Source organism: Streptomyces sp. NPDC045026 (genome assembly GCF_056432625.1).
This window is the reverse complement of the sequence record NZ_JBWKIS010000005.1, coordinates 97,894-122,417: the sequence shown is the minus strand read 5'-3', so window position 1 is coordinate 122,417 and position 24,524 is coordinate 97,894. Positions and strand designations below refer to the sequence as shown.

Sequence of the window (24,524 nt, the reverse complement as noted above, 5' to 3'; positions counted from 1 at the left end):
CGCTACACCGCCGGCTGCACCGCCAACTGCTCCGGCAGCCCGGCGGCGTGGATCACGACCAGACCGGAGACGGCCCGGGTCAGCGCCACGTACAGACGCCGCAGCCCGGTGCGCTCGTCGGGTTCGCCGTCGACCACGGCGGCGGGCTCGTCGAGGACCACGTAGTCGTATTCGAGGCCCTTCGCGAGCGAGGCCGGTACGAGGGTGAGGCGGGTCTGCGCGGTGGTCTCCTCGCCGGGGCCCAGGTAGGTGATCCCGGCATCGGCGAGGGCCGAGGCCAGGGCCGGGACGCGGGCGTCGGCGGCGATGAGGCCCACGGACCCCTCCCGCTCCAGCGCCTCGGCACACGCGGCGAGCACGTCGTCGGCCCCGTTCGCCGCCTCCCGGACCTCGAAGGCGCCGGGGTTCTCCCGCACGGACGAGACGGGCGCGAGGCCGGGCGCGATGTGGGGCAGCAGCCGGGACGCGTACGCGATGACGTCGCGCGGCACGCGGAACCCGACGGTCAGCTCCTCGACCACGGCCTCCTCCTTGCCCAGATGCCGCAGCGCCTCGGCCCAGCTGCGCGTGGCCCAGGGCGTCGTGCCCTGCGCGAGGTCACCGAGGACGGTGGCGGACCCGGTGGTGCAGCGCCGCCCGACGGCCCGGTACTGCATGGGCGAGAGGTCCTGCGCCTCGTCGAGCACCACGTGCCCGAGGGAGTGCGTACGGGCGACGAGATCGGTGACCTCGTCGATCAGCACGGCGTCTGCGGACGACCACTTGGCGGCCCGCACGCTCCGCACCGGCCGCTCCCACAGCACGCACTTCTGCTCGTCCTCGCTCAGCACACCCTCCGCGTGCTCGGCGAGGAAATCGGCGTCGGACAGCAGCCGCAGCACGAGCTTCGCGGGATCGACGGCGGGCCACAGGACCTTCACGGCAGCCTTGACGGCCGCGTTCCTGGCCACGGCGTCCTGCACGCGGTCGTCGGGCGCCTCGCCCGACCGCTCCATCTGTACGAGGACGGCGTGGGCGATGCGCTGCGGAAGGGCGTCGCGGGCAGCGCCGTAACGCATGTCGCGCGCCATCAACTCCCTTACGATCTCCTCCAGTTCGTACGCGGGCACACGCCACCGCCGGGACCCGCGCACGACCACGACGGGCTCCACGGGCAGGGTGATGTGCGAGCGCACGGCCCGCCGCAGGACCTCGGCCATCCGCGCGTCCCCCTTGACCACGGCGGCGTCGGCGGCGTCGGCGCCCCGCACCTCCACATGGGCGACCAGGTCGTCGACGGTGGCCTGCTTGACCTCCAACTCACCCAGAGCGGGCAGCACTTGCTCGATGTAGTGGAGGAAGGACCGGTTCGGCCCGATGACGAGCGTCCCGGTACGGGCGAGCCGCTCGCGGTGGGCGTACAGCAGATAGGCGACGCGGTGGAGGCCGACGGCGGTCTTTCCGGTCCCGGGCCCTCCCTGAACGCACACGGACCCCGAGAGCCCGCTCCTGACGATCTCGTCCTGCTCGGGCTGGATGGTGGCGACGATGTCGCGCATGGGCCCGACACGGGGGCGCTCGATCTCGGCCTGGAGCAGCGCGCTCACGACCTCGGCCTCGGCGGGATCGGACAGCCGCTCGTCCTCGTACGCGGTGAGGTCCCCGCCCGTGTACCCGAACCGCCGGCGCAGCCCGACGTCCATCGGGTCCTTCTTCGAGGCCCGGTAGAAGGGCTGCGAGACGGGGGCGCGCCAGTCGATGACCATCGGGTCGCCGACCGCGTCGTGAACATGCCGCCGCCCGATGTAGAACCGCTCACCCTCGGCCCCTTCGGCCTGGTCGGCGCCGGGGGCGTGCAGGTAGTCGAGCCGCCCGAAGAACAGCGGGGTGTGCGACAGATCGGCCAGGGCCTTGATCCGGTCGTCGATCTGGCGCTGCAGGACGGCGGCGTTCACCCAGTTCGCGGTGACGTCGGCGATGTCGAGGGACTCCACGTCCTCGCGCATGGCGCGCAGGGCGGCACGGGACGACGCGAGGTGGGCGCGCTCGCGGGAGAGCGGGTCGTCGAGGGACACGGGCACTGCCTCCGGGCTCCGGGGGGTCGGTTACACACGGCGGCCGACCGGTTTCCGTCCGGCCGACGGCGCTCCACGGAGGGAGGCGGGAAAGACGGACCACCTTACTCCCGCCCCAGGACGCGGCCAACAGATTTAAACCCTCCGCGAGCCCGGCACGATCCGAACGAAAGGCCCTGGGGGACGGCGTCGCCTCCAGGGCGCACTCCCGCTCCCGCAACCTACGACTCCGGACCGATGTGCACGGAATGCCCGTATTCCACTATGGAGGCATGACGACCATGACCTTCACCCACGGTGCCACCGCGGCCACGGAGACCCACCACCCCCACCGCCTGGGAAACGTGCTGCGAGCCGCCAAGGTCATCGTGACCTCGGCGCTCGGCGTGATCCTTCTGGGCGAGTACGACGAGGAGGCCGGCGTGCAGCGACGATCAGCCGATTACGGCCCGAGTCCGGGCGGGGCCCACAGGGTCTAGGGTTCCCGCATGCGGGACGACCTGAGGACAGCGTGGGCGCAGGCCCTGCGCACAGCACGGACCGAAGCCGGTGCGACGACTCCCACCGACCCGGAGGCCTTCGCGGACCACCTCCTGGCCCGCTGGTCGGAGCCACAGCGCCGCTACCACACGACGACGCACCTCAAGGCGGTCCTGGACCACATCGACGTACTGGAGGACCACGCCGAGGACCCGGAGCTGGTCCGCCTCGCGGCCTGGTTCCACGACGCGGTGTACCTGCCCGAGCGCTCGGCCAACGAGGAACGCTCGGCGCGGCTGGCGGAACGGGCCCTGGCGGAAGCGGGCCTCGCGGACCGGCAGATCGACGAGGTGAGCCGCCTGGTCCTGCTCACGGTGGAGCACGACCCGGCCGAGGACGACCACAACGGCGAGGTCCTGTGCGACGCGGACCTGGCGATCCTGGCGGCAGAGCCGGACGCGTACGCGGCCTACGCGGCGGCGGTCCGGGAGGAGTACGGCTTCGTACCCGACGAGCCGTTCCGCGACGGCCGCGCCGCCGTCCTGCGCCAACTCCTCGCCCTGCCACGCCTGTTCCGCACCCCGTACGGCGCTGCGCGCTGGGAGGAGCGGGCCCGCGAGAACCTCACGGCGGAGTTGGCCCTGCTGACACCTCGAACCGGTTGACCCGACACCCGAAACCGGTTGATCGGCGCGAGCGCCTGTCCCATCCTCGGCCCATGACACTCCTCACCATCGCGGCCGCCCGCGTACGCCTGCACGAGCTGTCCCTGGAGTCGGCCAGGGACCTGAACGAGGACAGCGGATCGGGCGGTTTCGCCTGGCTGGACGGCGACGCACCGGACGGCACTCGCACCGGCTCCGGGATCACGGTGGGGGCGTTCGCGGCGGGCACCTACCGGGAAGGCTGGGGGACGTACGCGATCGTGCGGACCGAGGACGGGCGCGCGGTGGGCGGGATCGGCTTCCACAGCGCGCCGGACGAGGAGGGCCGCGTGGAGATCGGCTACGACGTCACGGAGGGGGCGCGCGGCCGGGGCTACGCGACGGAGGCGGTGCGGGCGATAGCGGCGTGGGCGCTGTCGCAGCCGGGCGTCACGGCGGTGACGGCGAACACGGACCTGGACAACGGGCCGTCCCAACGGGTGCTGGAGCGGGCCGGATTCGTACGGATTCCGACCACGCAGGACCTCCGCGCGTACGAACTGTTGGGAATTTAAGCAACGCGGCGTCGCGTTGAGTCACGTTATGCCTGACTCCGCTCGAAAAGCTCCCGAAGACGCCCCCGTGGACGCCCCCACCCGCATGCCTTTGGCCGTCTACATCCTGGGCCTGGCGGTGTTCGCGCTCGGCACGTCCGAGTTCATGCTGTCAGGCATCCTGCCCGCGATCGCCGACGACATGGACGTCACGATCCCGCAGGCCGGCCTGCTGATATCGGCGTTCGGGCTCGGCATGGTGGTGGGCGCGCCGCTGCTCGCCGTGGCGACGCTGCGCCTGCCGCGCCGCACCACGCTCATCGCGCTGATCTCGGTGTTCGGCCTGGGCCAGGTCGCGGGCGCGCTGGCGCCGACGTACGCGGTCCTGTTCGCGTCGCGGATCGTGAGCGCGCTGGCCTGCGCGGGGTTCTGGGCGGTGGGCGCGGCGGTGGCCATCGCGATGGTGCCGGTGACGCAGCGGGCGCGCGCCATGGCGGTGATGATCGGCGGTCTGTCGATCGCGAACGTGCTCGGTGTGCCTGCGGGCGCGTTCCTCGGTGACGGTCTGGGCTGGCGGGCGGCGTTCTGGGCGGTGGGCGTGGCCTCGGCGATCGCGCTGGTGGGGGTGGTGACGCTGATTCCGCGGATCCCGCTCCCGGCGCAGAAGCCGCAGCCGCGGCGCGAGCTGTCGATCTACCGGGACAGCCAGGTCTGGCTGTCGATCACGGTGACGGCGCTGGCCGCGGGCGGTGTGTTCTGCGCGTTCAGCTATCTGTCGCCGCTGCTCACGGATGTGGCGGGCCTGGCCGAGGGCTGGGTCCCGACGGTGCTCGCGCTCTTCGGTGTCGGCGCGCTGGTGGGTACGACGGTGGGGGGCCGGGTCGCGGACGCGCATCTGTTCGGGGTGCTGCTGAGCGGGATCGCGGCGTCCACGGTGTTCCTGGTGGCGCTGGCGCTGCTCGGCGGGTCCGCGGTGGCGGCGGTGGTGCTGGCGTTCCTGCTGGGCTTCTCGGCGTTCTACACGGCACCGGCGCTGAACGCCCGCATGTTCAACGTGGCGGGCGCGGCCCCCACGCTCGCGGGCGCGACGACGACGGCGGCGTTCAACCTGGGCAACACGGGCGGGCCGTGGCTGGGCGGCGCGGTGATCGACGCGGGGTTCGGCTACCCGGCGACGGCATGGGCGGGCGCCGCGATGACGGTGACGGCGATCGGCGCGACGGCGGTGTCACTGCGCCTGCACCGCGGACCGGCCACGAGGCTCGTCGCGTCGTCCGGTCCCAAGGACCTCAACTCCCCACCGCAGGACGCCCCTTCGGCCTCCGCAGCCCCGCCTCGGTGAGCCTGCGCACCAGCTCCTTCGAGCCGATCTCCACGGCCCCGGACCGCACCGCGTCCTCGTAGCGGTGCGACGGCAGGTCGTAGTGGTCGCGCTCGAAGGCGCGGGGCGGGACGCCGAGCCGCTCGGCGAAGAGATGGAGCTCGTCAAAGGAGACGTCGCTGACCACGTGGGACCACATGCGCCCATGGCCGGGCCAGGTCGGCGGATCGATGTAGACCGTCATCGCGCGACGGTGCCGAGGGACCCCACGGGCGCCACGACCACGCCCGCCTCGCTGCACACCCAGTGCGGGTCGGGGCCCAACTCCGGTTCCACATCGAGGGCATGGGGTTCGCCGGAGCCGCACACCGGGCACAGGGGCCAGCGGCCGTTGCGTTCGAGGAGTCCGTCCTGGACGTCCTGCGCGACGAGCCCGGCGACGTAGTCGACCCCTTCCGGCCACTGCTCGACCCACCAGCGGCGGTGCACTATCGAGTCCTCGACGAGCGACACGACGTCGGCGTGCGCGACCTCGCGGGAGCCGAGGTCGGCGAGTACGAGGGCACGGGCCGCGTGCAGTGCCTGTTCGAGGGGGCTGATCTCCATGTAGCCATTGTGCTCCCTCGGCGTACGCGCCCACAGGCCCCTCGGAGCGACTGGAAGGCCCCCTGCGACGTGCCGTACCGCACAGCCGAAGGACTCTTGACGCCGCACCCCTCTGAAAATATCTTTCAAATGTGACCAGCAACGTGAAGGAAATTTTCGCGGGCGACGCGCCGCCCGCCCCGGCCGCCCTCGCGGCCAAGGTGCGGACGCTCGCGCCGTCGATGACCCGCTCCATGCAGCGGGTCGCCGAGGCCGTCGCCGGTGACCCGGCCGGCTGCGCGGCCCTCACGGTCACCGGCCTGGCCGAGCTCACCGGCACCAGCGAGGCGACGGTGGTCCGCACCGCCCGCCTCCTCGGCTACCCCGGATACCGGGACCTGCGCCTCGCCCTCGCCGGGCTCGCCGCCCAGCAGCAGTCGGGCCGCGCCCCCGCCGTCACCGCGGACATAGCGGTCGACGACCCCATCGCCGACGTCGTCGCGAAGCTCGCGTACGACGAGCAGCAGACCCTCGCCGACACCGCGGCCGGCCTCGACACCGTGCAGCTCGGCGCGGCCGTGAACGCGCTGGCGGGCGCCCGCCGCATCGACATCTACGGCATCGGCGCGTCCAGCCTCGTCGGCCAGGACCTCGCCCAGAAGCTCCTGCGCATCGGACTGATCGCCCACGCCCACGGCGACCCGCACCTGGCGATCACCAACGCCGTGCAGCTGCGCGCCAAGGACGTCGCCATCGCCATCACGCACTCGGGATCCACCGGCGACGTGATCGAACCGCTCCGCGTCGCCTTCGAGCACGGGGCCGCCACGATCGCGATCACCGGCCGCCCCGACGGCCCGGTCTCGCAGTACGCCGACCACATACTGACCACGTCCACGGCCCGCGAGAGCGAGCTGCGGCCGGCCGCGATGTCGTCCCGTACGAGCCAGCTGCTCGTCGTGGACTGCCTGTTCGTGGGCGTCGCGCAGCGTACGTACGAGACGGCGGCCCCGGCCCTGTCGGCGTCTTACGAGGCACTCGCGCACCGTCACACGCCGCGCGGCTCCCGCTAGGCGACGCGCCCCCGCCCTCCCCCTGTGACCCCACCGCCGCACCGCCGCACCGCCGCACCGGAAAGAGCCGCACACCTCATGACCTCCACGACCGACGCCGCCGACAACTACAGCGAACTGCGCGCCCAGCTCGCCACGCTCACCACCGAGGCGTTCCGCCCGGAACTCTCCGAGATCGACCAGCTGTCGACGCTGGAGATCGCGCGGATCATGAACGGCGAGGACGCCAGCGTGCCCACCGCCGTCGCCGAGCGGCTCCCGCAGATCGCCGCCGCGATCGACGGCACGGCCGAGCGGATGGCCCGCGGCGGCCGCCTCGTCTACGCGGGCGCGGGCACGGCCGGCCGGCTCGGCGTCCTGGACGCGTCCGAGTGCCCGCCCACGTTCAACACCGACCCGAGCGAGGTCGTCGGCCTGATCGCGGGCGGCCCGAGCGCCATGGTCAAGGCGGTCGAGGGCGCCGAGGACTCCAAGGAGCTCGCGGCCGAGGATCTGGACGCGCTGGGTCTGACGGCGGACGACGTCGTCGTCGGCATCTCGGCCTCGGGCCGCACCCCGTACGCCATCGGCGCCGTCGAGCACGCGCGCGGCCGGGGCGCCCTCACGATCGGCCTGTCCTGCAACGCGGACAGCGCGCTCGCGGCGGCCGCGGACCACGGCATCGAGGTCGTCGTCGGCCCCGAACTCCTCACCGGTTCGACCCGGCTGAAGGCGGGCACGGCCCAGAAGCTCGTCCTCAACATGCTGTCGACGATCACCATGATCCGGCTCGGCAAGACGTACGGGAACCTGATGGTGGACGTACGCGCCTCGAACGAGAAGCTGCGCGCCCGCTCCCGCCGGATCGTCGCCCTGGCCACCGGCGCGGACGACGCCGCCATCGAGGCCGCGCTCGCCGCGACGGACGGAGAGGTGAAGAACGCCATCCTCGTGATCCTCGGCTCGGTCGACGGCCCGACGGCCGCCCGTCTCCTGACCGACAGCAAGGGCCACCTGCGCGCCGCGCTCCAGGCCTCGGCCACCACCCCGTAGTCCCGTACGGCTCCACCCCCCACGCACAGCAAGGCACCACGACCATGGCTGACTCAAAGAACCGCGCCATCGCCGCCGCGATCCTTCCTCTCGTCGGCGGCGCATCGAACGTCACTTCCGTAGCCCACTGCATGACCCGGCTCCGTCTCGGCCTGGCCGACCGCGCGCTCGTCGACGAGGACGCGCTGAAGGCGCTGCCCGACGTCATGGGCGTGGTCGACGACGAGACGTACCAGATCGTCCTCGGACCGGGAAAGGTCGCCCGGATCACCCCGGAGTTCGAGGAGCTGGTGCAGGACGGCAAGACGGCCGCACCGGAGCCGCACTCGGTGACCGCCGACGAACTCGCCGCCCAGGGCGCCGAGTTGAAGGCGGCCCGGAAAGCGAAGAACGCCACCCCGTTCAAGCTGTTCCTGCGCCGGATCGCGAACATCTTCGTGCCGCTGATCCCGGCGCTGATCGGCTGCGGCATCATCGCCGGCATCAACGGCCTGCTGATCAACCTGCACTGGCTGCCGGGCGTCACCCCCGCCCTGGCCGCCATCGCCTCCGGCTTCATGGCGCTGATCGCGGTGTTCGTCGGCTACAACACGGCGAAGGAGTTCGGCGGTACGCCGATCCTGGGCGGCGCGGTCGCGGCGATCATCGTCTACGCGGGCGTCGCGAACATCGAGGCGTTCGGCCAGAAGCTCTCCCCGGGCCAGGGCGGCGTGCTGGGCGCGCTGGGCGCGGCGGTCCTGGCGACGTACATCGAGAAGTGGTGCAGGAAGTGGGTCCCGGAGGCCGTGGACGTGCTGGTCACGCCCACCCTCACGGTCCTGGTCTCCGGCCTGGTCACGATCTTCGGCCTGATGTTCGTCGCGGGCGAGATCTCCACGGGCATCGGCACCGCGGCGAACTGGCTCCTCGACAACACGGGCGCCTTCGCGGGCCTCGTCCTCGGCGGGCTCTTCCTCCCCCTGGTCATGCTGGGCCTGCACCAGGCCCTCATCCCCATCCACACCACGCTCATCGAGCAGCAGGGCTACACCGTCCTGCTCCCCGTCCTGGCGATGGCGGGCGCGGGCCAGGTCGGCTGCGCGATCGCGGTGTACAAGCGCCTCAAGCACAACAAGTCGATCCGTACGACGATCAAGTCCGCGCTCCCCGCAGGCTTCCTCGGCGTCGGCGAACCCCTGATCTACGGCGTCTCGCTCCCGCTCGGCCGCCCGTTCATCACGGCGTGCGTGGGCGGCGCGGCGGGCGGCGCGTTCGTCGGCTTCTTCTCGATGATCGGCGACAAGGTCGGCTCGACGGCGATCGGCCCCTCGGGCTGGGCCCTGTTCCCCCTCCTCGACGGCAACAAGGGCCTCGGCACGACGGTCGCGATCTACGGCGCGGGCCTCCTGGTCGGCTACCTCGTGGGCTTTGTGGCCACGTACTTCTTCGGCTTCAGCAAGCAGATGCTGGTCGAGCTGAACGTGGACTCCGCGGACACCGCCGCGGGCGAGTCCCCGGCCCCGGTCCTCGCGGGCACGAAGGAACCGGCAAGGGCCTGAAGCCCTTCAGGCGTACGCGACCGTCGACTCAGCCGGGAAAGCCGGCCGTGTCGACGGTCGCCGCGAACGGATCCGGCAGCTTGAGGCTTTCTCCCAGCGTCCCACGGACGAGCGACCGAGGCGGCGATCCACTCATCGCGGCCTCGCCTGAGCCTGCCGGTTCAGCTCCCGCACCCGTTCCCGGAGCACCTCCCCCGCCTGCGCCTCCCCCACCGCCTCCGGCGGACAGTCCCACTCGCGCCCGCCGCCGGGCGGCCGCAACTGCACGTAACCGCCCTCGCGCCCCATGACCTGCCCGACGCGCCCGTCCCGTACGTCGATCACGTACGCGCCGATGTTCATCGCGCTGCGCGCCCTTCGTGCAGTACGGCCACGAGCCGCATCGCCGTATCGAGGTTCACGCACCCCAGGTCCACCAGCGGATAGCCGACCTCCCCCGCCGCCGACACGGGGTCGACCCGCAGGGACGGCAGCAGCACGCCCAACACCCCGAGTTCGGCCCGCAGTTGCGCGACGGTCTCCTCGACCACCCGCAGCCGCTCCGCGTCCCGCACCACCATCGCCCGCTCCTTCACGCCAAGTTCTGCTTTCGACACCCAGCGTGACGGGGTCGGCTCTACGCTTTCCAGGGGTAGCGGCCCAACAAACCCTTTGTTGCTCGGGGAGTCGATGCACGTGACCGGACCCAAGGACCTCGATCCCGCCTCCCGCCGGGTCATGGTCGGCGAGGAACTCCGCCACGCGAGAGAACGAACGGGACTGACCCAACAGGCCCTGGGCGAGCTGCTGTTCGTGAGCGGGTCGTACGTCGGCCAGATGGAGGCGGGGACGAGGCGGATCCTGCCGGACATGGCGGAACGGCTGGACGAGGCGCTGGGGGCGGCGGGGTTCTTCGTCCGGCACGGGGTGAAGGCGAACGAGTCGAAGCACCCTGTTCAGTTCGCGGATACGGCCGAGGCAGAGGCTCTGGCGACCTCGATCCTGGAGTACGGGGCGATGCTCATCCCTGGCCTGCTCCAGACCCCGGACTACGCCCGCGCAGTCTTCCTCGATTTCCAGCCCACGGCGCCGGACGAGGTCATCGAGAAGCTCCTGACCGCCCGCATGGAGCGCACTCGCCTCCTCGACAATCCAACAAAGCCTGTGTTGTGGGCCGTTCTGGACGAGGCCGCATTGCGCCGACGGGTCGGCGGGGCTGCTGTGATGGCCGACAATCTGCACCACATCGCCGACCTGATGCGCAAGCGCCGGATCGTCGCCCAAGTGCTCCCGTTCACGGCGGGCGGCCACGCCTCTCTACACGGCCCGCTCAAACTCATGCACTTCGACGACGCGCCCCCGCTCACCTACGTCGAGGCACCCTCTGTCGGCCTACTACTGGACGATCCGGCCACGGTTGCCCGCCACCAACTGTCCTACGATCTAGTGAGGGCCAACGCACTCACCCCGAGGCAGTCCCTGGCCCTGATCTCTTCAGTGGCAGAGGATTACACACATGAAGATCACGAACCCCAAGCCTGATCTCGCCTCGGCCAGCTGGCACAAATCCAGCTACAGCGCCGGCGACGGCGGCAACTGCCTGGAAGTCACCCATGACCACCCCGGCCTCGTCCCCGTCCGCGACTCCAAGAACCCCACCGGCCCGAAGCTCGCGTTCCGGGCGGATGCCTGGTCCGCGTTCATCACGGACCTCAAGGGAGAGCGCTAGGGCGTGTCCGCCCGCGCGGCAGCGCTGCGCGCGGCGCTGCCCCGGGTGCGGGGATGAAACGGCCTCAACTGCTGCACCAGAATGGCCACATGAGCCACGACCGCGAACACCCGGACGACGACGACCGCGTCTTCGTCCGGAGCAGCTGGGGCACCAACCGGTACGTCTACAACCCGCACAACCCCGTCGGCCGCGTCCTCATCTTCGGCTCGCTGCTGTTCGCGGCGGTCGCGCTCTACGCGCTGTACCACCCGGACGTCTTCCGGGGCGGCTGGGACGGTGACGATCTGCGGACCGCGGTGACCGGCGCGACGGCGCAGTTGTCGGCGGAGAAGTCCGGGCCGGGGACCGACACCGGGCTGTACGAGGACATCCTGACGCAGGACATCGCGCAGCACGGACAGGGTCCGGAAGACGGCCTCACCGTCACGCTCGCCTCCGACCCGCCCGAATCCACGATCTGGTACGGCGGCGCCGAGGACGCCGACTTCTCGGTCAGGGCCCGCGGCACCGACACCGCGTTCTGCCTGCACGTGCATGCGCTGCAGCTGCCGAAGGCGATGGGCTACGACTCCGTGGACTTCACCGTCGACGACGGGACCTGCCCCGCGGCGCCTTGACCCCTCCACATGCGTGCGCGCGGCCCCGCGCGCATTCTGGAGCTATGGCTGACAGCACGTTCTCGAAGATTTCCTGGACCGAGTTCCGTCCCGACCAGGGGCGGCTGACCGCCGGCGCCGTACTGACCGGCGCCGGGATGCTGGTCGCCGCGGCCGGTGTCGGCGTGCTCGTGTTCGAACTGGTCCGCGCGGGCCGCACCTGGACCGGCACCTGGGAGGTGCCGCCCACCGAGCTGGCGTCCCGCACCTTCCACCAGGCGCAGACCGCCGCCCAGAGCGCGGCCCAGGCCGGCCGCGAGGCCTGGACCAGCTACCAGGAGTCGCCGGTCCGGCGCGGCTGAGGCCTCACGTTCGGATCACCCCGGGCCGCGCGTTTCCTACTTGGCGGGCGCCCACCCCGGGATCCTCGGCAGCACCTTCTCGGCGATCTGGAACAGCACCGTGTCGTCCGGCACCGCGCCGTCCGAGCGCCACAGTGACAGCTCGAAGGAGCCGCCCTTGTCCTTCGGTTCACCGGGGCGGCAAGGAAGACCGGCCGGGGAACGCCCGAGGGCGGCACCCCTCGTGAAGAGGAGTGCCGCCCTCGGAAAGGACAGGCTGAACCGTCAGGCTCAGAAGTCCATGTCACCGCCCGGCATGCCGCCCGGAGCGCCGCCCGCGGCGGCCTTCTCCGGCTTGTCGGCGATGACGGCCTCGGTGGTGAGGAACAGTGCGGCGATGGACGCGGCGTTCTGCAGGGCAGAGCGCGTGACCTTCGCCGGGTCGAGGATGCCCTCGGCGATCATGTCGACGTACTCACCGGTCGCGGCGTTCAGGCCGTGGCCGATGGGAAGGTTGCGGACCTTCTCCACGACGACGCCACCCTCGAGACCACCGTTGACGGCGATCTGCTTGAGCGGGGCCTCCAGCGCGAGCTTCACGGCGTTGGCGCCGGTCGCCTCGTCGCCGTCGAGCTCGAGCTTGTCGAAGACCGCGGAGGCCTGGAGGAGAGCGACGCCACCACCGGCGACGATGCCCTCTTCGACGGCCGCCTTCGCGTTGCGAACGGCGTCCTCGATGCGGTGCTTGCGCTCCTTGAGCTCGACCTCGGTGGCCGCGCCCGCCTTGATGACGGCCACGCCGCCGGCGAGCTTGGCGAGGCGCTCCTGGAGCTTCTCGCGGTCGTAGTCCGAGTCGCTGTTCTCGATCTCGGCACGGATCTGGTTGACGCGGCCCTGGACCTGGTCGCTGTCACCGGCGCCGTCGACGATCGTCGTCTCGTCCTTGGTGATGACGACCTTGCGGGCGCGGCCGAGCAGGTCGAGACCGGCGTTCTCCAGCTTGAGGCCGACCTCCTCGGAGATGACGGTGCCACCGGTGAGGATGGCGATGTCGCCGAGCATGGCCTTGCGGCGGTCACCGAAGCCCGGGGCCTTGACGGCGACGGACTTGAAGGTGCCACGGATCTTGTTGACGACCAGGGTCGACAGGGCCTCGCCCTCGACGTCCTCGGCGATGATCAGCAGCGGCTTGCCGGACTGCATGACCTTCTCGAGCAGCGGAAGGAGGTCCTTCACGTTGCCGATCTTCGAGTTGACGATCAGGATGTACGGGTCGTCGAGCGACGCCTCCATACGCTCCATGTCGGTGGCGAAGTACGCCGAGATGTAGCCCTTGTCGAAGCGCATGCCCTCGGTGAGCTCAAGCTCGAGCCCGAAGGTCTGCGACTCCTCGACGGTGATGACGCCTTCCTTGCCGACCTTGTCCATCGCCTCGGCGATGAGCTCGCCGATCTGGGTGTCGGCGGCGGAGATGGAGGCCGTGGAAGCGATCTGCTCCTTGGTCTCGACATCCTTGGCCTGCTCGAGCAGGGCGGCGGAGACGGCCTCGACGGCCTTCTCGATGCCGCGCTTGAGGGCCATCGGGTTGGCGCCGGCCGCGACGTTGCGCAGGCCTTCCTTGACGAGCGCCTGGGCGAGGACGGTCGCGGTCGTCGTGCCGTCACCGGCGACGTCGTCCGTCTTCTTCGCGACCTCCTTGACCAGCTCGGCGCCGATCTTCTCGTACGGGTCCTCGAGCTCGATCTCCTTGGCGATGGACACACCATCGTTGGTGATCGTGGGGGCGCCCCACTTCTTCTCGAGGACGACGTTGCGACCCTTGGGGCCCAGGGTCACCTTGACGGCGTCGGCGAGCTGGTTCATGCCGCGCTCGAGGCCGCGCCGTGCCTCCTCGTCGAACGCGATGATCTTGGCCATGTGAAGTGGTCCTCCCGGACGCGGTGGAAATGCAAACGGACCGTGCTGGTGCCCGCGACGGACGGCCTGCATGCCGTGTGGTTCCTTGCCCCACCCGGCCTGCGAGCCTCACCGACCCGATCCAAGTTCTGTCACTCTCACCTTCAGAGTGCTAACGCAATGATTAGCACTCGGCCTAGGAGAGTGCAAGCGCCTCCGGCAGACGCGCGGTCCCCGCGGGCGGCGTGCGCGGGCCGCGCGCGCACGCACGAGAGGCCCGTACCCCTCGCGGGGTACGGGCCTCTCGGCGTGAGTGTGTCGGTGGCCGTTCGCGCCGAGATTCAGACGGCGAGCTTGACCATGTCCGCCTGCGGACCCTTCTGGCCCTGCGAGATCTCGAATTCGACTCGCTGACCCTCTTCAAGGGTGCGGTACCCGTCCATCTGGATGGCGCTGTAGTGGACGAAAACATCCGCACCACCGTCGACCGCGATGAAGCCGTACCCCTTCTCCGCGTTGAACCACTTGACGGTGCCCTGAGCCATGGCTAACTCCCCTATTACTGGCCCTTGCACAGGACCGCACTTCGCGGACCCGGGTCAGACCTCACCCCCCATTGGTTGGGGGTGTGCGCCGGAACGCGTCGACCGCGGCTGAATGTATCTGCCCAACTGCCCTCTGCAACAGGTCAATCGGACGAGAATTCTGGGCACGGCAGAGCGGTAATAAGCGACGGAGTCATTGGATTCCGGGGCAACTCGGGCCCGACAAATGACGCGAACACCCAATAAGGGCGGGGCACTTTGGCTGCTTCTTGTCGGGCGGCGGCCGACTTCATATATGCGCTCGGCACAAGCGCGAAGCTCGCTTCCCAACTCTACCGCGCCTAACCATGCAGAATTGCCCCCTCCGCTTCTCGCGCGGAGGGGGCAATTCACGTAACTCTGCGTGGCCTTGTCGGTGGCCGGGCGGTCAGCCGCCGGCACTGTGCTCGACGGTCAGCCTCCGGCGACGGCCGGGATGATCGAGACGCCCGCGCCTTCCGGCGTCGCCGTCTCGAGGCCCTGCTCGAAGCGCACGTCGTCGTCGTTGACGTAGACGTTGACGAAGCGGCGCAGCTTGCCCTGGTCGTCCAGGACGCGGGCCGCGATGCCCGTGTGGTTCTTCTCCAGGTCGGCGAGGACCTCGGAGAGGGTGGCGCCCTCGGCGGCCACCTCGGCCTTGCCGCCGGTGTAGGTGCGCAGGATGGTGGGGATGCGGACGTTGACGCTCATGTGGGGCTGCAGCCTTTCCGTGCGGGTGTCGCGGGGGTTCGCGGGTCTTCGCGGGTCTTCGCGGGGTCTTCAGTGGGCGAGGCCCGCGTCGCGGAACGCGTCCAGGCTCGGGCGGATCGTGGCCGTCGCCTGGGACGTCTCGGCGACCGCGTCGAGGGTCTTGAGGCCGTCGCCGGTGTTGAGGACGACGGTGGTGAGCGCCGGGTCGATCAGGCCGGCCTCGATCAGCTTCTTCGTGACGCCGACCGTCACACCGCCCGCGGTCTCCGCGAAGATGCCCTCGGTCTGCGCGAGGAGCTTGATCGCGTCGACGACCTGCTCGTCGTTGACGTCCTCCACGGCGCCGCCGGTGCGGCGGGCGATGTCGAGGACGTACGGGCCGTCGGCCGGGTTGCCGATGGCCAGCGACTTGGCGATCGTGTTCGGCTTCTGCGGCCGCACGACGTCGTGGCCGCCCTTGTAGGCGACGGAGACCGGCGAGCAGCCCTCGGCCTGGGCGCCGAAGAGCTTGTACGGCTTGTCCTCGACGAGGCCGAGCTTGATCAGCTCCTGGAGACCCTTGTCGATCTTCGTGAACTGGGAGCCGGACGCGATCGGGATGACCAGCTGGTCCGGGAGCTGCCAGCCGAGCTGCTCGCAGATCTCGTACGCCAGGGTCTTGGAGCCCTCGCCGTAGTACGGGCGCAGGTTGACGTTGACGAAGCCCCAGCCCTCGCCGAGCGGGTCGCCGATGAGCTCGGAGCAGAAGCGGTTGACGTCGTCGTAGTTGCCCTCGATGCCGACGAGTTCACCGCCGTAGACCGCGGCCATGACGACCTTGCCCTGCTCCAGGTCGTGCGGGATGAACACGCAGGAGCGGAAGCCGGCGCGGGCCGCGGCGGCGCCGACGGCGCCGGCGAGGTTGCCGGTGGAGGAGCAGGACAGCGTGGTGAAGCCGAAGGCGCGGGCGGCCTCGATGGCCTGGGCGACGACGCGGTCCTTGAAGGAGTGCGTGGGGTTGCCCGAGTCGTCCTTGACGAACAACTTGCCCTGCTCGACGCCGAGTTCACGGGCGAGGTTGTCGGCCTTGACGAGCTTGGTCCAGCCGGGGTTCAGGTTCGGCTTCTCGGCGACGTCCGCCGGGACGGGCAGGAGAGGGGCATAGCGCCAGATGTTGGCGGGGCCGGCCTCGATCTGCTTACGCAGCGACTCGGGGTCGCCGACCGGCAGGTCGTAGGTGACTTCGAGCGGCCCGAAACACTCGGCACAGGCGAAGATCGGTCCGAGCGGGAAGCTGGTGCCGCACTCCCGGCAGGAGAGCGCCGTGGCGGGTCCGAGATCAACGGAAGTGGTGGTGGCGACAGTCTGCGCAGCCATGATGGCGAGGCCCTTTCTCCTCATCTTCCTCGCGGCGCATCTCGCCACGAGACGGAATTGGCACCTTCCCCACCTGGACCTCGGCAAGGTCGGCGGGAGGGTTGCCGGGACTTCAACGGGCCGTATCCCTCTGTCCCTCTGGATGAGCGCTATTCGGTTGTTGAGCTGTCGCTTGATCACTCAAGCGTGGCGGTGACCCCGACATGCGATGGTCACCGGCGTTGTTCAAGACTGTAACCGAAGGCCTGGAGGCTTGAGATAGTCGTCCGAACCGCGAGATGGATCACAGTTCGTGATCCGGCAGAGCCGACAGTGAGGAGCCGCGCACCGTGCTGGAAGAAGTAGAGCGCTGGCTGAGCAGGCGTTCCTGGTCGGTGACCGACCGCCCGCTCCCTCAGCTGATCGCCGCGAAGCGCGCCGCGGGCACTTCGGTGAGCGTGGTGCTCCCCGCGCTGAACGAGGAGGAGACGGTCGGCGAGATCGTCGCCGAGATCCGGCGCGCCCTGATGACGGAGCGGATGCCGCTGGTCGACGAACTGGTGGTGATCGACTCGGGTTCGACGGACCGTACGGCCGAGGTGGCGCGGGCCGCCGGGGCGCGGGTCGTGCACCGGGACGCGATCCTGCCGAGGATCCCGGCCGTGCCGGGCAAGGGCGAGGTGCTGTGGCGCTCGCTGCTCGCGACAGGCGGCGACATCGTCTGTTTCGTGGACGCGGACCTGAAGGAGTTCTCCGCGGACTTCGTCTCGGGGATCGTGGGCCCGCTGCTCACGGATCCCGGCGTGGACTTCGTGAAGGCGATGTACGACCGTCCGCTCGGTTCCGCCGCGGGTCAGGGCGGCCGGGTCACGGAGCTGGTGGCGCGCCCGCTCCTGAATCTGCACTGGCCGCTCCTTGCGGGGTTCGTGCAGCCGCTCGGCGGCGAGTACGCGGCGCGCAGATCGCTGCTGGAGCGCCTGCCGTTCCCGGTCGGTTACGGCGTGGAGCTGGGCCTTCTCGTCGACGCGCTGCACACGGTGGGCCTGGACGCGCTCGGGCAGGTCGACGTCGGGGTGCGCAAGCACCGGCACCAGGACGGGCAGGCGCTGGGGCGGATGGCCGCGGCGATCTACCGCACCGCGCAGCTGCGGCTGGCGCGCGGGCACCTCGTACGTCCCGTGCTCACCCAGTTCGAGCGCGGGGAACGGGGATTCGAGCCACGTACGCATGACGTGGACACCGAGGAACGCCCCCCGATGACCGAAATCACCGAGTACGCGGAGCGTCGCGTGGCGTAGCCGGGGGCACTCATACGTTTTGCCTACATTGCCCTTTATGTGGCTCAGACAAGTTACGGGTGAGCGACGGCTGCGCGCAGCCGCGACCCGCACCGCCGGGGCGCTCGTCGCCACGGCCACCGCGCTGACGGCGCTCGGCGCCGCGGCCCCCGCCTCGGCGGACGTCTCCCCGCCGTTCGCCAAGCGCTACGAGGCATCCCTGTACGGCGACTTCGTGACCATCGGCAACACCGTCACGGACTGTCCGAAGGCCGCCCGGCGCGGTGGGGACGATCCGTGCACGTCGGTGGTCACGCCCAGGCGGGAGCAGGCCCGCCCGGTCCCGCCACAGGAGTCGCACGGACCGGAACTGGCCCGCACCGGCGGGTCGCACACGCTCCTGCACGGCGGTCTCGCGGCCTCCCTGTCCGGCCTCGGCGTCCTCGCGGTGGCGGCGGCGCGCAGCCGGCGGGACTGACCCACGCGGGTAGCCGTCAGGACAGGCGGACGGCGGATCGTATACGGCCGGGCTCCCACGGAGTCCGGCCGTACGTTTGAGCGTTTACGGGCCGGGCTACGTTTGCCCGTATGGCTTCCACGCAGGGTGCACAGATCCTCGTCGCGTCCAACCGCGGTCCGGTCTCGTACGAGCTACGGGCCGACGGGACGCTCGACGCGCGGCGCGGCGGGGGCGGGCTCGTCTCCGGGCTCTCCGCGATCGGACAGGACCCGGACGGCGCGAGCGCGGTGTGGGTGTGCGCGGCCCTCGGCGCCGGGGACCGCGAGGCGGTGCGGCGCGGCGTCGGCGAGCCGGGGGTACGGATGCTCGACATCGACCCCGAGGTGTACGCCGACGCGTACAACGGCATCGCGAACTCGGTCCTCTGGTTCGTCCACCACATGCTCTACCAGACGCCCCTGGAGCCGGCCTTCGGGCCCGAGTTCCGTGCGCGGTGGGCGTCGTACGAGGCCTACAACCGGGCGTTCGCCGAGGCGCTGGCCGCGGAGGCCGGGCCGGGCGCGGCGGTCGTCGTGCAGGACTACCACCTGGCGCTCGTGCCGGGGATGCTGCGGGAGCTGCGCGACGACCTGCTCATCGGGCACTTCTCGCACACCCCGTGGGCGCCGGTCGACTACTTCCGGATGCTGCCGGACGACATCGCGGGGCAGCTGCTGCGCGGGATGCTGGGCGCGGACCGGCTGGGGTTCCTGACGCGGCGCTGGGCGGACACGTTCACCGCGTGCTGCGAGGCCGTGGTGGGCGGCACCTCCGGCACGGAGATCGGGGTGCACGGCCTCGGCGCGGACGCGGACTTCCTGCGGGAGCGCTCGCACCGCCCCGACGTCGAGGAGCGGCTCGTGGCGCTGCGGGAGCAGATCGGCGGCGCGGACCGCAAGGTGATCGTCCGCGTGGACCGCACGGAGCTGTCGAAGAACATCGTGCGCGGCCTGCACGCGTACCGGCTCCTCCTGGAGGAGCACCCCGAGTGGCGCGAGCGGGTCGTGCACGTCGCCTTCGCCTACCCGTCACGGCAGGACCTGGCGGTCTACCGGGAGTACACCGACGAGGTGTCCCGGGTCGCCGGGGAGATCAACTCCCGCTTCGGTACGGAGAGTTGGACCCCTGTCGTGCTCCACGTGAAGGACGACTTCGCGCGCTCCCTGGCCGCGTACCGGCTGGCCGACGTGGCGCTGGTCAACCCGATCAGGGACGGCATGAACCTCGTCGCCAAGGAGGTCCCGGTCGTCTCCGACGAGGGCTGCGCGCTGGTCCTGTCGCGGGAGGCGGGGGCGTACGAGGAGCTGGGCGAGGACGCGCTCGTGGTGAACCCGTACGACGTGTCGGCGACGGCCGGCGCGCTGCACGCGGCGCTGGTCATGGGCGTCGGGGAACGCACCGAGCGCGCGAAGCGGCTCGCCGCCGCGGCGACCGCGCTGCCGCCCGCCCAGTGGTTCCTCGACCAGCTCGACGCGCTGCGGGCGCTGAGGGGTTAGGCGTTGCCGGCCTGGCCCCGGGAGCTGATCGCGCGGGCCAGGCCCGACAGCAGCCCCACCACTCCCTGCGGCCCGTCCACCACCACGTCCGCCCGTTCGGCCAGCTCCGTGACCTCCGAGCTGCCGCTGCACACCAGCAGGCCCGGCACCCCGTCCCTGCGGAGCTTGTCGACGGCGGCGAACGCGGGCAGGTCGCCGAGGTCGTCGCCGGCGTAGAGGACCGACGTCGCGCCCACCTCGCGTACGTACGCCGTGAGCGCCGCGCCCTTGTCCATGCCGGGCGGGCGCAGTTCCAGGACGAGGCGGCCGGGCTCGACGATCAGGCCGTGCCGGGCCGCGAGGTCGGACAGGGGCGCGCGCAGCGCCTCGAACGCGGCCTGCGGGTCGCCCGCGCGGCGCGTGTGGACGGCGACGGCGCGGCCCTTCTCCTCCACCCACGTGCCGCGCCAGGCCCCTACGGACTCCAGCACGCCGGGCAGTTCGGCGCGGACGGCCGCGACGCCGGGGTGCGGGGCGGGGGCGTGGACCGTGCCGGTGACGGCGTCCCAGCGCTCGGCGCCGTAGTGGCCGAGGACCACTAGGTGTTCGAGGCCGGGGACGCCCGCGAAGCCGCCGTGGCGGACGGCGACGCCCGCGGGGCGGCCGGTGATCACGGCGACGGAGGCGACCTGCGGTGCGAGCGCGGCGAGCGCGTGGACGGCGCCGGGGTGGGCGCGGGCCTGTTCGGGGTCGGGCACGATCGGTGCGAGCGTGCCGTCGAAGTCGAGCGCGATCACGGCCCGCGCGGGGTCCGAGAGGAGTGCGTCGAGGCCGTCACGCCCGGCGGAGGTCACAGGCGACGGAAGGTCGTGCTGCTGTGGGCTGCCCATGCGCCGAGCCTATCCGCGGGAGTCGGGCCGTACTCCCGGCGTGCGGGACGGACCGGGCGCGAGTCAGCGCTCCTCGCGGCGGGCCTGCCGTACGCGGCGCAGCCGGTTGACGGTGACGGGGTCGTGGGCGAGGGCCCTCGGGTCGTCGAGGAGCGCGTTGAGGAGCTGGTAGTAGCGGACCGGGGCCAGGCCCAGCTCCTCGCGCACGGCGCGCTCCTTGACCCCGGCCGACGTCCATCCGCGCCGCTCCAGAGCGAGAACGCCCTGCTCACGCGGGGACAGGCCGTCGGACGGCATGTCCCCGACGGACTCTGGCTCTGGCGCGGACTCGGGCTCTGGCTCTGGCTCTGCGTACGGCGGTTCGCTCACGGCAGCGACGCTACTCCGCGTTCTCCGCCGTGTCGGCCGCGCGCTGGAGCCGGCCGAGGGTGGCGCCCGGGTTGCCGTTGGGGCCGACGGTCGAGCCGATCTCGCGCTTGATGCCGGCGCTGACCTGGGCCCAGGACGTCTTGCCGACGGGGTAGAGCTGCGAGTTCGGCAGTTCGCCGAGGAACTTCGAGAGCTTCTGGTCGCGCGGGTCGTCGGCCATCGTGTCCGAGGCCGAGTTGGTGACCGGCAGGAGGTCGTACTCGCGGGAGAAGTCGAGGACGTTCTTCTCGCTGTAGACGAAGTCGAGGAACTTGCCGACCTGCTCCTGATGGCCGTTCTGCCGGAACGCCATCATCCAGTCGGCGACGCCCATGGTCGACCGGGCCCTGCCGTTGATGCCGGGCATCGGCACCATGCCGAACTTGACGCCCTTCTTGGCGGCCATCTGCATCAGCGTCGGGTGCCCGTTGAGCATGCCGACGTCACCGCGCGTGAAGGCCGCGAAGGCCTCCTTGCGGTCGAGCTTGGCGGGCGGGGTCGGACCGGTGAGGCCCTGGCCGACCAGGTCGTTCTTCAGCCACTCGAAGGTCTTGACGTTCTGCGGGGAGTCGAGGCTGTAGGTGCCGACGTCGTCGGTGTACCCGCTGCCGCCGCTCAGCATCCACATCATCGTCTCGGCCTGCGCCTCCTCACTGCCCAGCGGGAGCGCGTAAGGGATCTTCACGCCGCGCGCCTTGAGGGCCTTGGCGTCGGCCTGGAGCTGGGCCCAGGTCTGCGGCGGGGTCAGACCGGCCTTGCCGAAGAGGGTCTTGTTGTAGAACAGCAGCCGCGTGGAGGATGCGAAGGGCATGCCGTACTGGACGCGGGAGACCTCACCGGCGTCGGCGAGCTGCGGCAGGAAGTCGGACTGCACGGGGATGGAGAGCAGGTCGTTCGCGCTGTAGAGCTTGCCGCTCGCGGCGTAGTCGGAGTACGCGCCGATCTGCGCCATGTCGGGCGCGTGGCCGTCCGCGACCATCTTCTTGACCTTGGCGTCGACGTCGCTCCAGGAGTAGACGCTGACGTCGACCTTGATGCCGGGGTTCTTCTTCTCGAAGGCGGCGGACAGCTTGTCCCAGTATTTCTGGGAGCTGTTCGCCGGGGAGTCGCCGTAGTCGGCGGCCACCAGCTTCAGGGTCACGTCGTCGGAACCCGGGCCTCCGCAGGCGGCCAGCGTCGCCGCCATGCCGAGCGCGGCCATCGCCGCCGTCAGACCTGTCATGCGCCGCTGCACAGCCGGTTTCCCACCCTCTTGAAGTCGCTCGTCCGGATTTCGGACCCGGAATACTCAGGTCCGGACACAAGGTCTACACCACGCGCGTTTAGCACCTGCAACGGGCCTCCGCCACGAAACCGGAAAACGCATCATCCGTACACATCGACGCAAGATCCATGCAAGTGGACTAGACCTCTCGCGGGTATACGCGCGAGACTGTCCCCCGTGAGACATGTCATCGCCCTCGATGTGGGCGGCACCGGAATGAAGGCCGCCCTGGTCGGGGCCGACGGCACCCTGCTCCACCAGACGCGGCGTGCCACCGGCCGCGAGCGCGGGCCCGACGCGATCGTCGAGACGATACTCGGCTTCGCCGCAGACCTGCGCGCGTACGGCGAGGAGCACCTCGGGGAGCCGGCCGCCGCGGCCGGCGTCGCGGTGCCCGGCATCGTCGACGACGAGCACGGCATCGCCCTGTACGCGTCGAACCTCGGCTGGCGCGACGTGCCGATGCGGCGGCTGCTGAGCGAGCGGCTCGACGGCATCCCCGTCGCCCTCGGCCACGACGTGCGCACCGGCGGCCTCGGCGAGGGGCGGCTCGGCGCGGGCAAGGGCGCGGACCGCTTCCTGTTCGTGCCGCTCGGCACCGGCATCGCGGGCGCCATCGGCATCGGCGGCCGGATCGAACCCGGCGCGCACGGCTCGGCCGGGGAGATCGGCCACATCGTCGTACGCCCCGGCGGCACGGACTGCAGCTGCGGGCAGCGCGGCTGCCTGGAGCGCTACGCGTCCGCGTCGGCGGTCTCGCTCGCCTGGGCCGAGGTCACCGGCGACCCGGAGGCGGACGCCGCGGACTGCGCCAAGGCCGTCGAGTCCGGGGACCCCCGGGCGCGGCAGGTCTGGCGGGAGGCCGTGGAGGCGCTCGCCGACGGGCTCGTCACGGCACTCACTCTGCTGGACCCGCGCACCCTGATCATCGGTGGCGGTCTGGCCGAGGCGGGGGAAACCTTGTTCACACCACTGCGGGCCGCCGTCGAGGAACGCGTGACGTTCCAGAAGCTGCCCACGATCGTCCCGGCGGCCCTCGGGGACACCGCCGGCTGCCTGGGCGCGGGCCTGCTCGCCTGGGACCTGCTCGCCCGGTCCACCGATTCCACGGAGGTAGTCGCCTGATGGCCGCTCTGAATGTTCTCTCCGGCGCCCGCGTCGTCCTGCCGGCCGGCGTCGTCGAGAACGGACGCGTGATCGTGGACGGAGCGAGGATCGCCGCCGGCGCGCCGGCCGCCGCCCCCTCCACCGATCTGACCGGCCACTGGGTCGTCCCCGGCTTCGTCGACATGCACAACCACGGCGGCGGCGGGGCCTCCTTCACCTCGGGATCGATCGACGACATCCTCAAGGGCGTCCGCACCCACCGCCTGCACGGCACCACGACGGTCGCCGCGTCCTTCGTCACCGGCGAGACGGACTTCCTCGCCCAGCGCGCGGGCCTGCTGTCCGAGCTGGCCGAGCAGGGCGAGATCGCGGGCATCCACTTCGAGGGCCCGTTCATCTCCCCGTGCCGCAAGGGCGCCCATGACGAAACGCTCCTGCGCGATCCCGACCCGGCCGAGGTCCGCAAGCTGCTCGACGCGGCGCGCGGCCAGGCCAAGATGCTCACCCTCGCCCCCGAACTCCCCGGCGGGATCGACTCCGTACGCCTCCTCGCCGAGCACGGCGTGATCGCGGCGATCGGCCACACCGACGCCACGTACGAGCAGACCGTGGAGGCCATCGACGCGGGCGCCACCGTCGCCACCCACCTCTACAACGCCATGCCGGCCATCGGCCACCGCGTCCCGGGCCCGATCGCGGCGCTCCTGGAGGACGAGCGGATCACCGTCGAGCTCATCAACGACGGCACGCATCTGCACCCGGCCGCCCTGGAGCTGGCGTTCCACCACGTGGGCAGCGGGCGCGTCGCGTTCATCACCGACGCGATGGACGCCGCGGGCTTCGGCGACGGCCGCTACATGCTCGGCACCCTGGAGGTCGAGGTGAAGGACAGCGTCGCGCGGCTCGTCGAGGGCAACTCCATCGCCGGCTCGACGCTCACCCTGGACCGGGCGTTCAAGCGCGCCGCCACCATCGACAGGCTGCCCGTCGAGGACATCGTCCGCGCGATCTCCGCCAACCCGGCCCGCCTCCTCGGCGTGGACGACAAGGTGGGCTCGCTGGAGCCCGGCAAGGACGCCGACCTCGTCGTCCTGGACGAGGACTTCGAGCTCAAGGGCGTCATGCGCAAGGGCCGGTGGATCGTGGAACCCCAGGTCGCCTGAGGTCTGG

The 24,524-nt window shown here is 71.1% G+C and carries 28 protein-coding genes and 1 riboswitch; of the genes, 16 read left to right on the top strand and 12 right to left on the bottom strand.

The annotated features are described in order from the left end of the window. Window positions 1–2: 2 nt before the first annotated feature. Window positions 3–2,054 carry a HelD family protein gene (locus AC07EJ_RS13720; protein WP_389480546.1) on the bottom strand — a complete coding sequence of 684 codons (2,052 nt, stop codon included), beginning with the start codon at window positions 2,052–2,054 and terminating at the stop codon, window positions 3–5. A 272-nt stretch (window positions 2,055–2,326) separates the two neighbouring features. On the opposite strand from AC07EJ_RS13720, the gene AC07EJ_RS13715 reads away from it, so the two are divergent. The 4 genes from AC07EJ_RS13715 (at window position 2,327) to AC07EJ_RS13700 (ending at window position 5,074) form a co-directional block, all read left to right on the top strand. Next, window positions 2,327–2,533, top strand: coding sequence for a hypothetical protein (locus AC07EJ_RS13715; RefSeq protein ID WP_389480548.1), 207 nt, complete (start codon window positions 2,327–2,329; stop codon window positions 2,531–2,533). A gap of 9 nt (window positions 2,534–2,542) precedes the next feature. Next, complete coding sequence (locus tag AC07EJ_RS13710) at window positions 2,543–3,199, top strand: HD domain-containing protein (RefSeq protein ID WP_389480550.1); 657 nt, start codon at window positions 2,543–2,545, stop codon at window positions 3,197–3,199. A gap of 53 nt (window positions 3,200–3,252) precedes the next feature. Then, window positions 3,253–3,753 (top strand): GNAT family N-acetyltransferase, encoded by a 501-nt coding sequence (locus AC07EJ_RS13705; RefSeq protein ID WP_389480553.1) that lies wholly within the window; start codon window positions 3,253–3,255, stop codon window positions 3,751–3,753. An 85-nt stretch (window positions 3,754–3,838) separates the two neighbouring features. Next, window positions 3,839–5,074 (top strand): Cmx/CmrA family chloramphenicol efflux MFS transporter, encoded by a 1,236-nt coding sequence (locus AC07EJ_RS13700; RefSeq protein WP_389480855.1) that lies wholly within the window; start codon window positions 3,839–3,841, stop codon window positions 5,072–5,074. Here AC07EJ_RS13700 and AC07EJ_RS13695 read toward each other — a convergent pair. Further along, window positions 5,022–5,297 (bottom strand): DUF4031 domain-containing protein, encoded by a 276-nt coding sequence (locus AC07EJ_RS13695; RefSeq protein ID WP_389480555.1) that lies wholly within the window; start codon window positions 5,295–5,297, stop codon window positions 5,022–5,024. The two genes, AC07EJ_RS13700 and AC07EJ_RS13695, sit on opposite strands and share 53 nt — an antisense overlap. Beyond that, window positions 5,294–5,659 (bottom strand): hypothetical protein, encoded by a 366-nt coding sequence (locus AC07EJ_RS13690; protein ID WP_389480557.1) that lies wholly within the window; start codon window positions 5,657–5,659, stop codon window positions 5,294–5,296. Before AC07EJ_RS13690 ends, AC07EJ_RS13695 begins: the two co-directional genes overlap by 4 nt. A 131-nt stretch (window positions 5,660–5,790) precedes the next feature. Here AC07EJ_RS13690 and AC07EJ_RS13685 point away from each other — a divergent pair, with 131 nt between their 5' ends. The 3 genes from AC07EJ_RS13685 (at window position 5,791) to AC07EJ_RS13675 (ending at window position 9,281) form a co-directional block, all read left to right on the top strand. Beyond that, window positions 5,791–6,711 carry a MurR/RpiR family transcriptional regulator gene (locus tag AC07EJ_RS13685; protein ID WP_116512367.1) on the top strand — a complete coding sequence of 307 codons (921 nt, stop codon included), beginning with the start codon at window positions 5,791–5,793 and terminating at the stop codon, window positions 6,709–6,711. Window positions 6,712–6,789: 78 nt separating this feature from the next. Next, entirely contained in the window at window positions 6,790–7,743 is a 954-nt protein-coding gene (murQ, locus tag AC07EJ_RS13680; RefSeq protein ID WP_389480559.1) for an N-acetylmuramic acid 6-phosphate etherase, read from the top strand. Window positions 7,744–7,787: 44 nt separating this feature from the next. Continuing rightward, a complete protein-coding gene (locus AC07EJ_RS13675; RefSeq protein WP_389480561.1) occupies window positions 7,788–9,281 on the top strand; it encodes a PTS transporter subunit EIIC in 1,494 nt (497 codons plus the stop codon). Between the two features lie 132 nt (window positions 9,282–9,413). Here the strand turns inward: AC07EJ_RS13675 and AC07EJ_RS13670 are convergent, their stop codons facing one another. Together AC07EJ_RS13670 and AC07EJ_RS13665 are read right to left on the bottom strand one after the other, a co-directional pair. Then, window positions 9,414–9,623 (bottom strand): hypothetical protein, encoded by a 210-nt coding sequence (locus tag AC07EJ_RS13670; RefSeq protein ID WP_389480562.1) that lies wholly within the window; start codon window positions 9,621–9,623, stop codon window positions 9,414–9,416. Then, a complete protein-coding gene (locus AC07EJ_RS13665) occupies window positions 9,620–9,841 on the bottom strand; it encodes a hypothetical protein (protein WP_389480564.1) in 222 nt (73 codons plus the stop codon). The genes AC07EJ_RS13670 and AC07EJ_RS13665 overlap by 4 nt, the downstream gene beginning before the upstream one ends. 115 nt (window positions 9,842–9,956) lie before the next feature. Between AC07EJ_RS13665 and AC07EJ_RS13660 the strand changes: the two genes are divergently transcribed. From AC07EJ_RS13660 to AC07EJ_RS13645, 4 genes are all read left to right on the top strand, one after another. Next, entirely contained in the window at window positions 9,957–10,802 is an 846-nt protein-coding gene (locus AC07EJ_RS13660; protein ID WP_389480566.1) for a helix-turn-helix domain-containing protein, read from the top strand. Beyond that, window positions 10,777–10,989: a DUF397 domain-containing protein gene (locus AC07EJ_RS13655; RefSeq protein ID WP_389480569.1), complete on the top strand. Its 213-nt coding sequence runs from the start codon at window positions 10,777–10,779 to the stop codon at window positions 10,987–10,989. The genes AC07EJ_RS13660 and AC07EJ_RS13655 overlap by 26 nt, the downstream gene beginning before the upstream one ends. 89 nt (window positions 10,990–11,078) lie before the next feature. Next, entirely contained in the window at window positions 11,079–11,609 is a 531-nt protein-coding gene (locus AC07EJ_RS13650) for a hypothetical protein (protein WP_478884297.1), read from the top strand. A gap of 44 nt (window positions 11,610–11,653) precedes the next feature. Then, window positions 11,654–11,950 (top strand): hypothetical protein, encoded by a 297-nt coding sequence (locus tag AC07EJ_RS13645; protein ID WP_389480573.1) that lies wholly within the window; start codon window positions 11,654–11,656, stop codon window positions 11,948–11,950. 270 nt (window positions 11,951–12,220) lie between these two features. Here the strand turns inward: AC07EJ_RS13645 and groL are convergent, their stop codons facing one another. The 4 genes from groL to thrC all read right to left on the bottom strand — a co-directional run bounded on the left by groL (window position 12,221) and on the right by thrC (window position 16,479). Continuing rightward, on the bottom strand, window positions 12,221–13,846 hold the full coding sequence (gene groL / locus AC07EJ_RS13640) for a chaperonin GroEL (protein WP_389480575.1): 1,626 nt from the start codon (window positions 13,844–13,846) through the stop codon (window positions 12,221–12,223). A 320-nt stretch (window positions 13,847–14,166) separates the two neighbouring features. After that, window positions 14,167–14,370, bottom strand: a complete 204-nt coding sequence (locus AC07EJ_RS13635) for a cold-shock protein (protein WP_005315736.1) — start codon at window positions 14,368–14,370, stop codon at window positions 14,167–14,169. Between the two features lie 453 nt (window positions 14,371–14,823). Beyond that, a complete protein-coding gene (locus AC07EJ_RS13630; protein ID WP_393583497.1) occupies window positions 14,824–15,099 on the bottom strand; it encodes a ubiquitin-like small modifier protein 1 in 276 nt (91 codons plus the stop codon). 69 nt (window positions 15,100–15,168) lie between these two features. Next, window positions 15,169–16,479, bottom strand: a complete 1,311-nt coding sequence (thrC, locus tag AC07EJ_RS13625; RefSeq protein WP_389480579.1) for a threonine synthase — start codon at window positions 16,477–16,479, stop codon at window positions 15,169–15,171. Next, window positions 16,473–16,604, bottom strand: a riboswitch (SAM riboswitch). It overlaps the preceding gene by 7 nt. A gap of 180 nt (window positions 16,605–16,784) precedes the next feature. On the opposite strand from thrC, the gene AC07EJ_RS13620 reads away from it, so the two are divergent. The 3 genes from AC07EJ_RS13620 to AC07EJ_RS13610 all read left to right on the top strand — a co-directional run bounded on the left by AC07EJ_RS13620 (window position 16,785) and on the right by AC07EJ_RS13610 (window position 19,706). Next, a complete protein-coding gene (locus AC07EJ_RS13620) occupies window positions 16,785–17,732 on the top strand; it encodes a glucosyl-3-phosphoglycerate synthase (RefSeq protein ID WP_389480582.1) in 948 nt (315 codons plus the stop codon). Between the two features lie 37 nt (window positions 17,733–17,769). Continuing rightward, window positions 17,770–18,189 (top strand): hypothetical protein, encoded by a 420-nt coding sequence (locus tag AC07EJ_RS13615; RefSeq protein ID WP_478884296.1) that lies wholly within the window; start codon window positions 17,770–17,772, stop codon window positions 18,187–18,189. Window positions 18,190–18,299: 110 nt separating this feature from the next. Next, a complete protein-coding gene (locus tag AC07EJ_RS13610) occupies window positions 18,300–19,706 on the top strand; it encodes an alpha,alpha-trehalose-phosphate synthase (UDP-forming) (RefSeq protein ID WP_389480587.1) in 1,407 nt (468 codons plus the stop codon). Here AC07EJ_RS13610 and otsB read toward each other — a convergent pair. From otsB to AC07EJ_RS13595, 3 genes are all read right to left on the bottom strand, one after another. Then, window positions 19,703–20,575, bottom strand: coding sequence for a trehalose-phosphatase (otsB, locus tag AC07EJ_RS13605; RefSeq protein WP_389480589.1), 873 nt, complete (start codon window positions 20,573–20,575; stop codon window positions 19,703–19,705). The genes AC07EJ_RS13610 and otsB overlap by 4 nt on opposite strands. A 63-nt stretch (window positions 20,576–20,638) precedes the next feature. Next, on the bottom strand, window positions 20,639–20,872 hold the full coding sequence (locus AC07EJ_RS13600; RefSeq protein ID WP_389480591.1) for a DUF3263 domain-containing protein: 234 nt from the start codon (window positions 20,870–20,872) through the stop codon (window positions 20,639–20,641). 82 nt (window positions 20,873–20,954) lie between these two features. Then, window positions 20,955–22,217 carry an ABC transporter substrate-binding protein gene (locus AC07EJ_RS13595; protein ID WP_478884295.1) on the bottom strand — a complete coding sequence of 421 codons (1,263 nt, stop codon included), beginning with the start codon at window positions 22,215–22,217 and terminating at the stop codon, window positions 20,955–20,957. A gap of 207 nt (window positions 22,218–22,424) precedes the next feature. On the opposite strand from AC07EJ_RS13595, the gene AC07EJ_RS13590 reads away from it, so the two are divergent. Together AC07EJ_RS13590 and nagA are read left to right on the top strand one after the other, a co-directional pair. After that, entirely contained in the window at window positions 22,425–23,372 is a 948-nt protein-coding gene (locus AC07EJ_RS13590) for an ROK family protein (RefSeq protein ID WP_389480595.1), read from the top strand. Next, window positions 23,372–24,517 (top strand): N-acetylglucosamine-6-phosphate deacetylase, encoded by a 1,146-nt coding sequence (nagA, locus tag AC07EJ_RS13585; protein ID WP_389480598.1) that lies wholly within the window; start codon window positions 23,372–23,374, stop codon window positions 24,515–24,517. Before AC07EJ_RS13590 ends, nagA begins: the two co-directional genes overlap by 1 nt. Window positions 24,518–24,524: the final 7 nt, after the last annotated feature.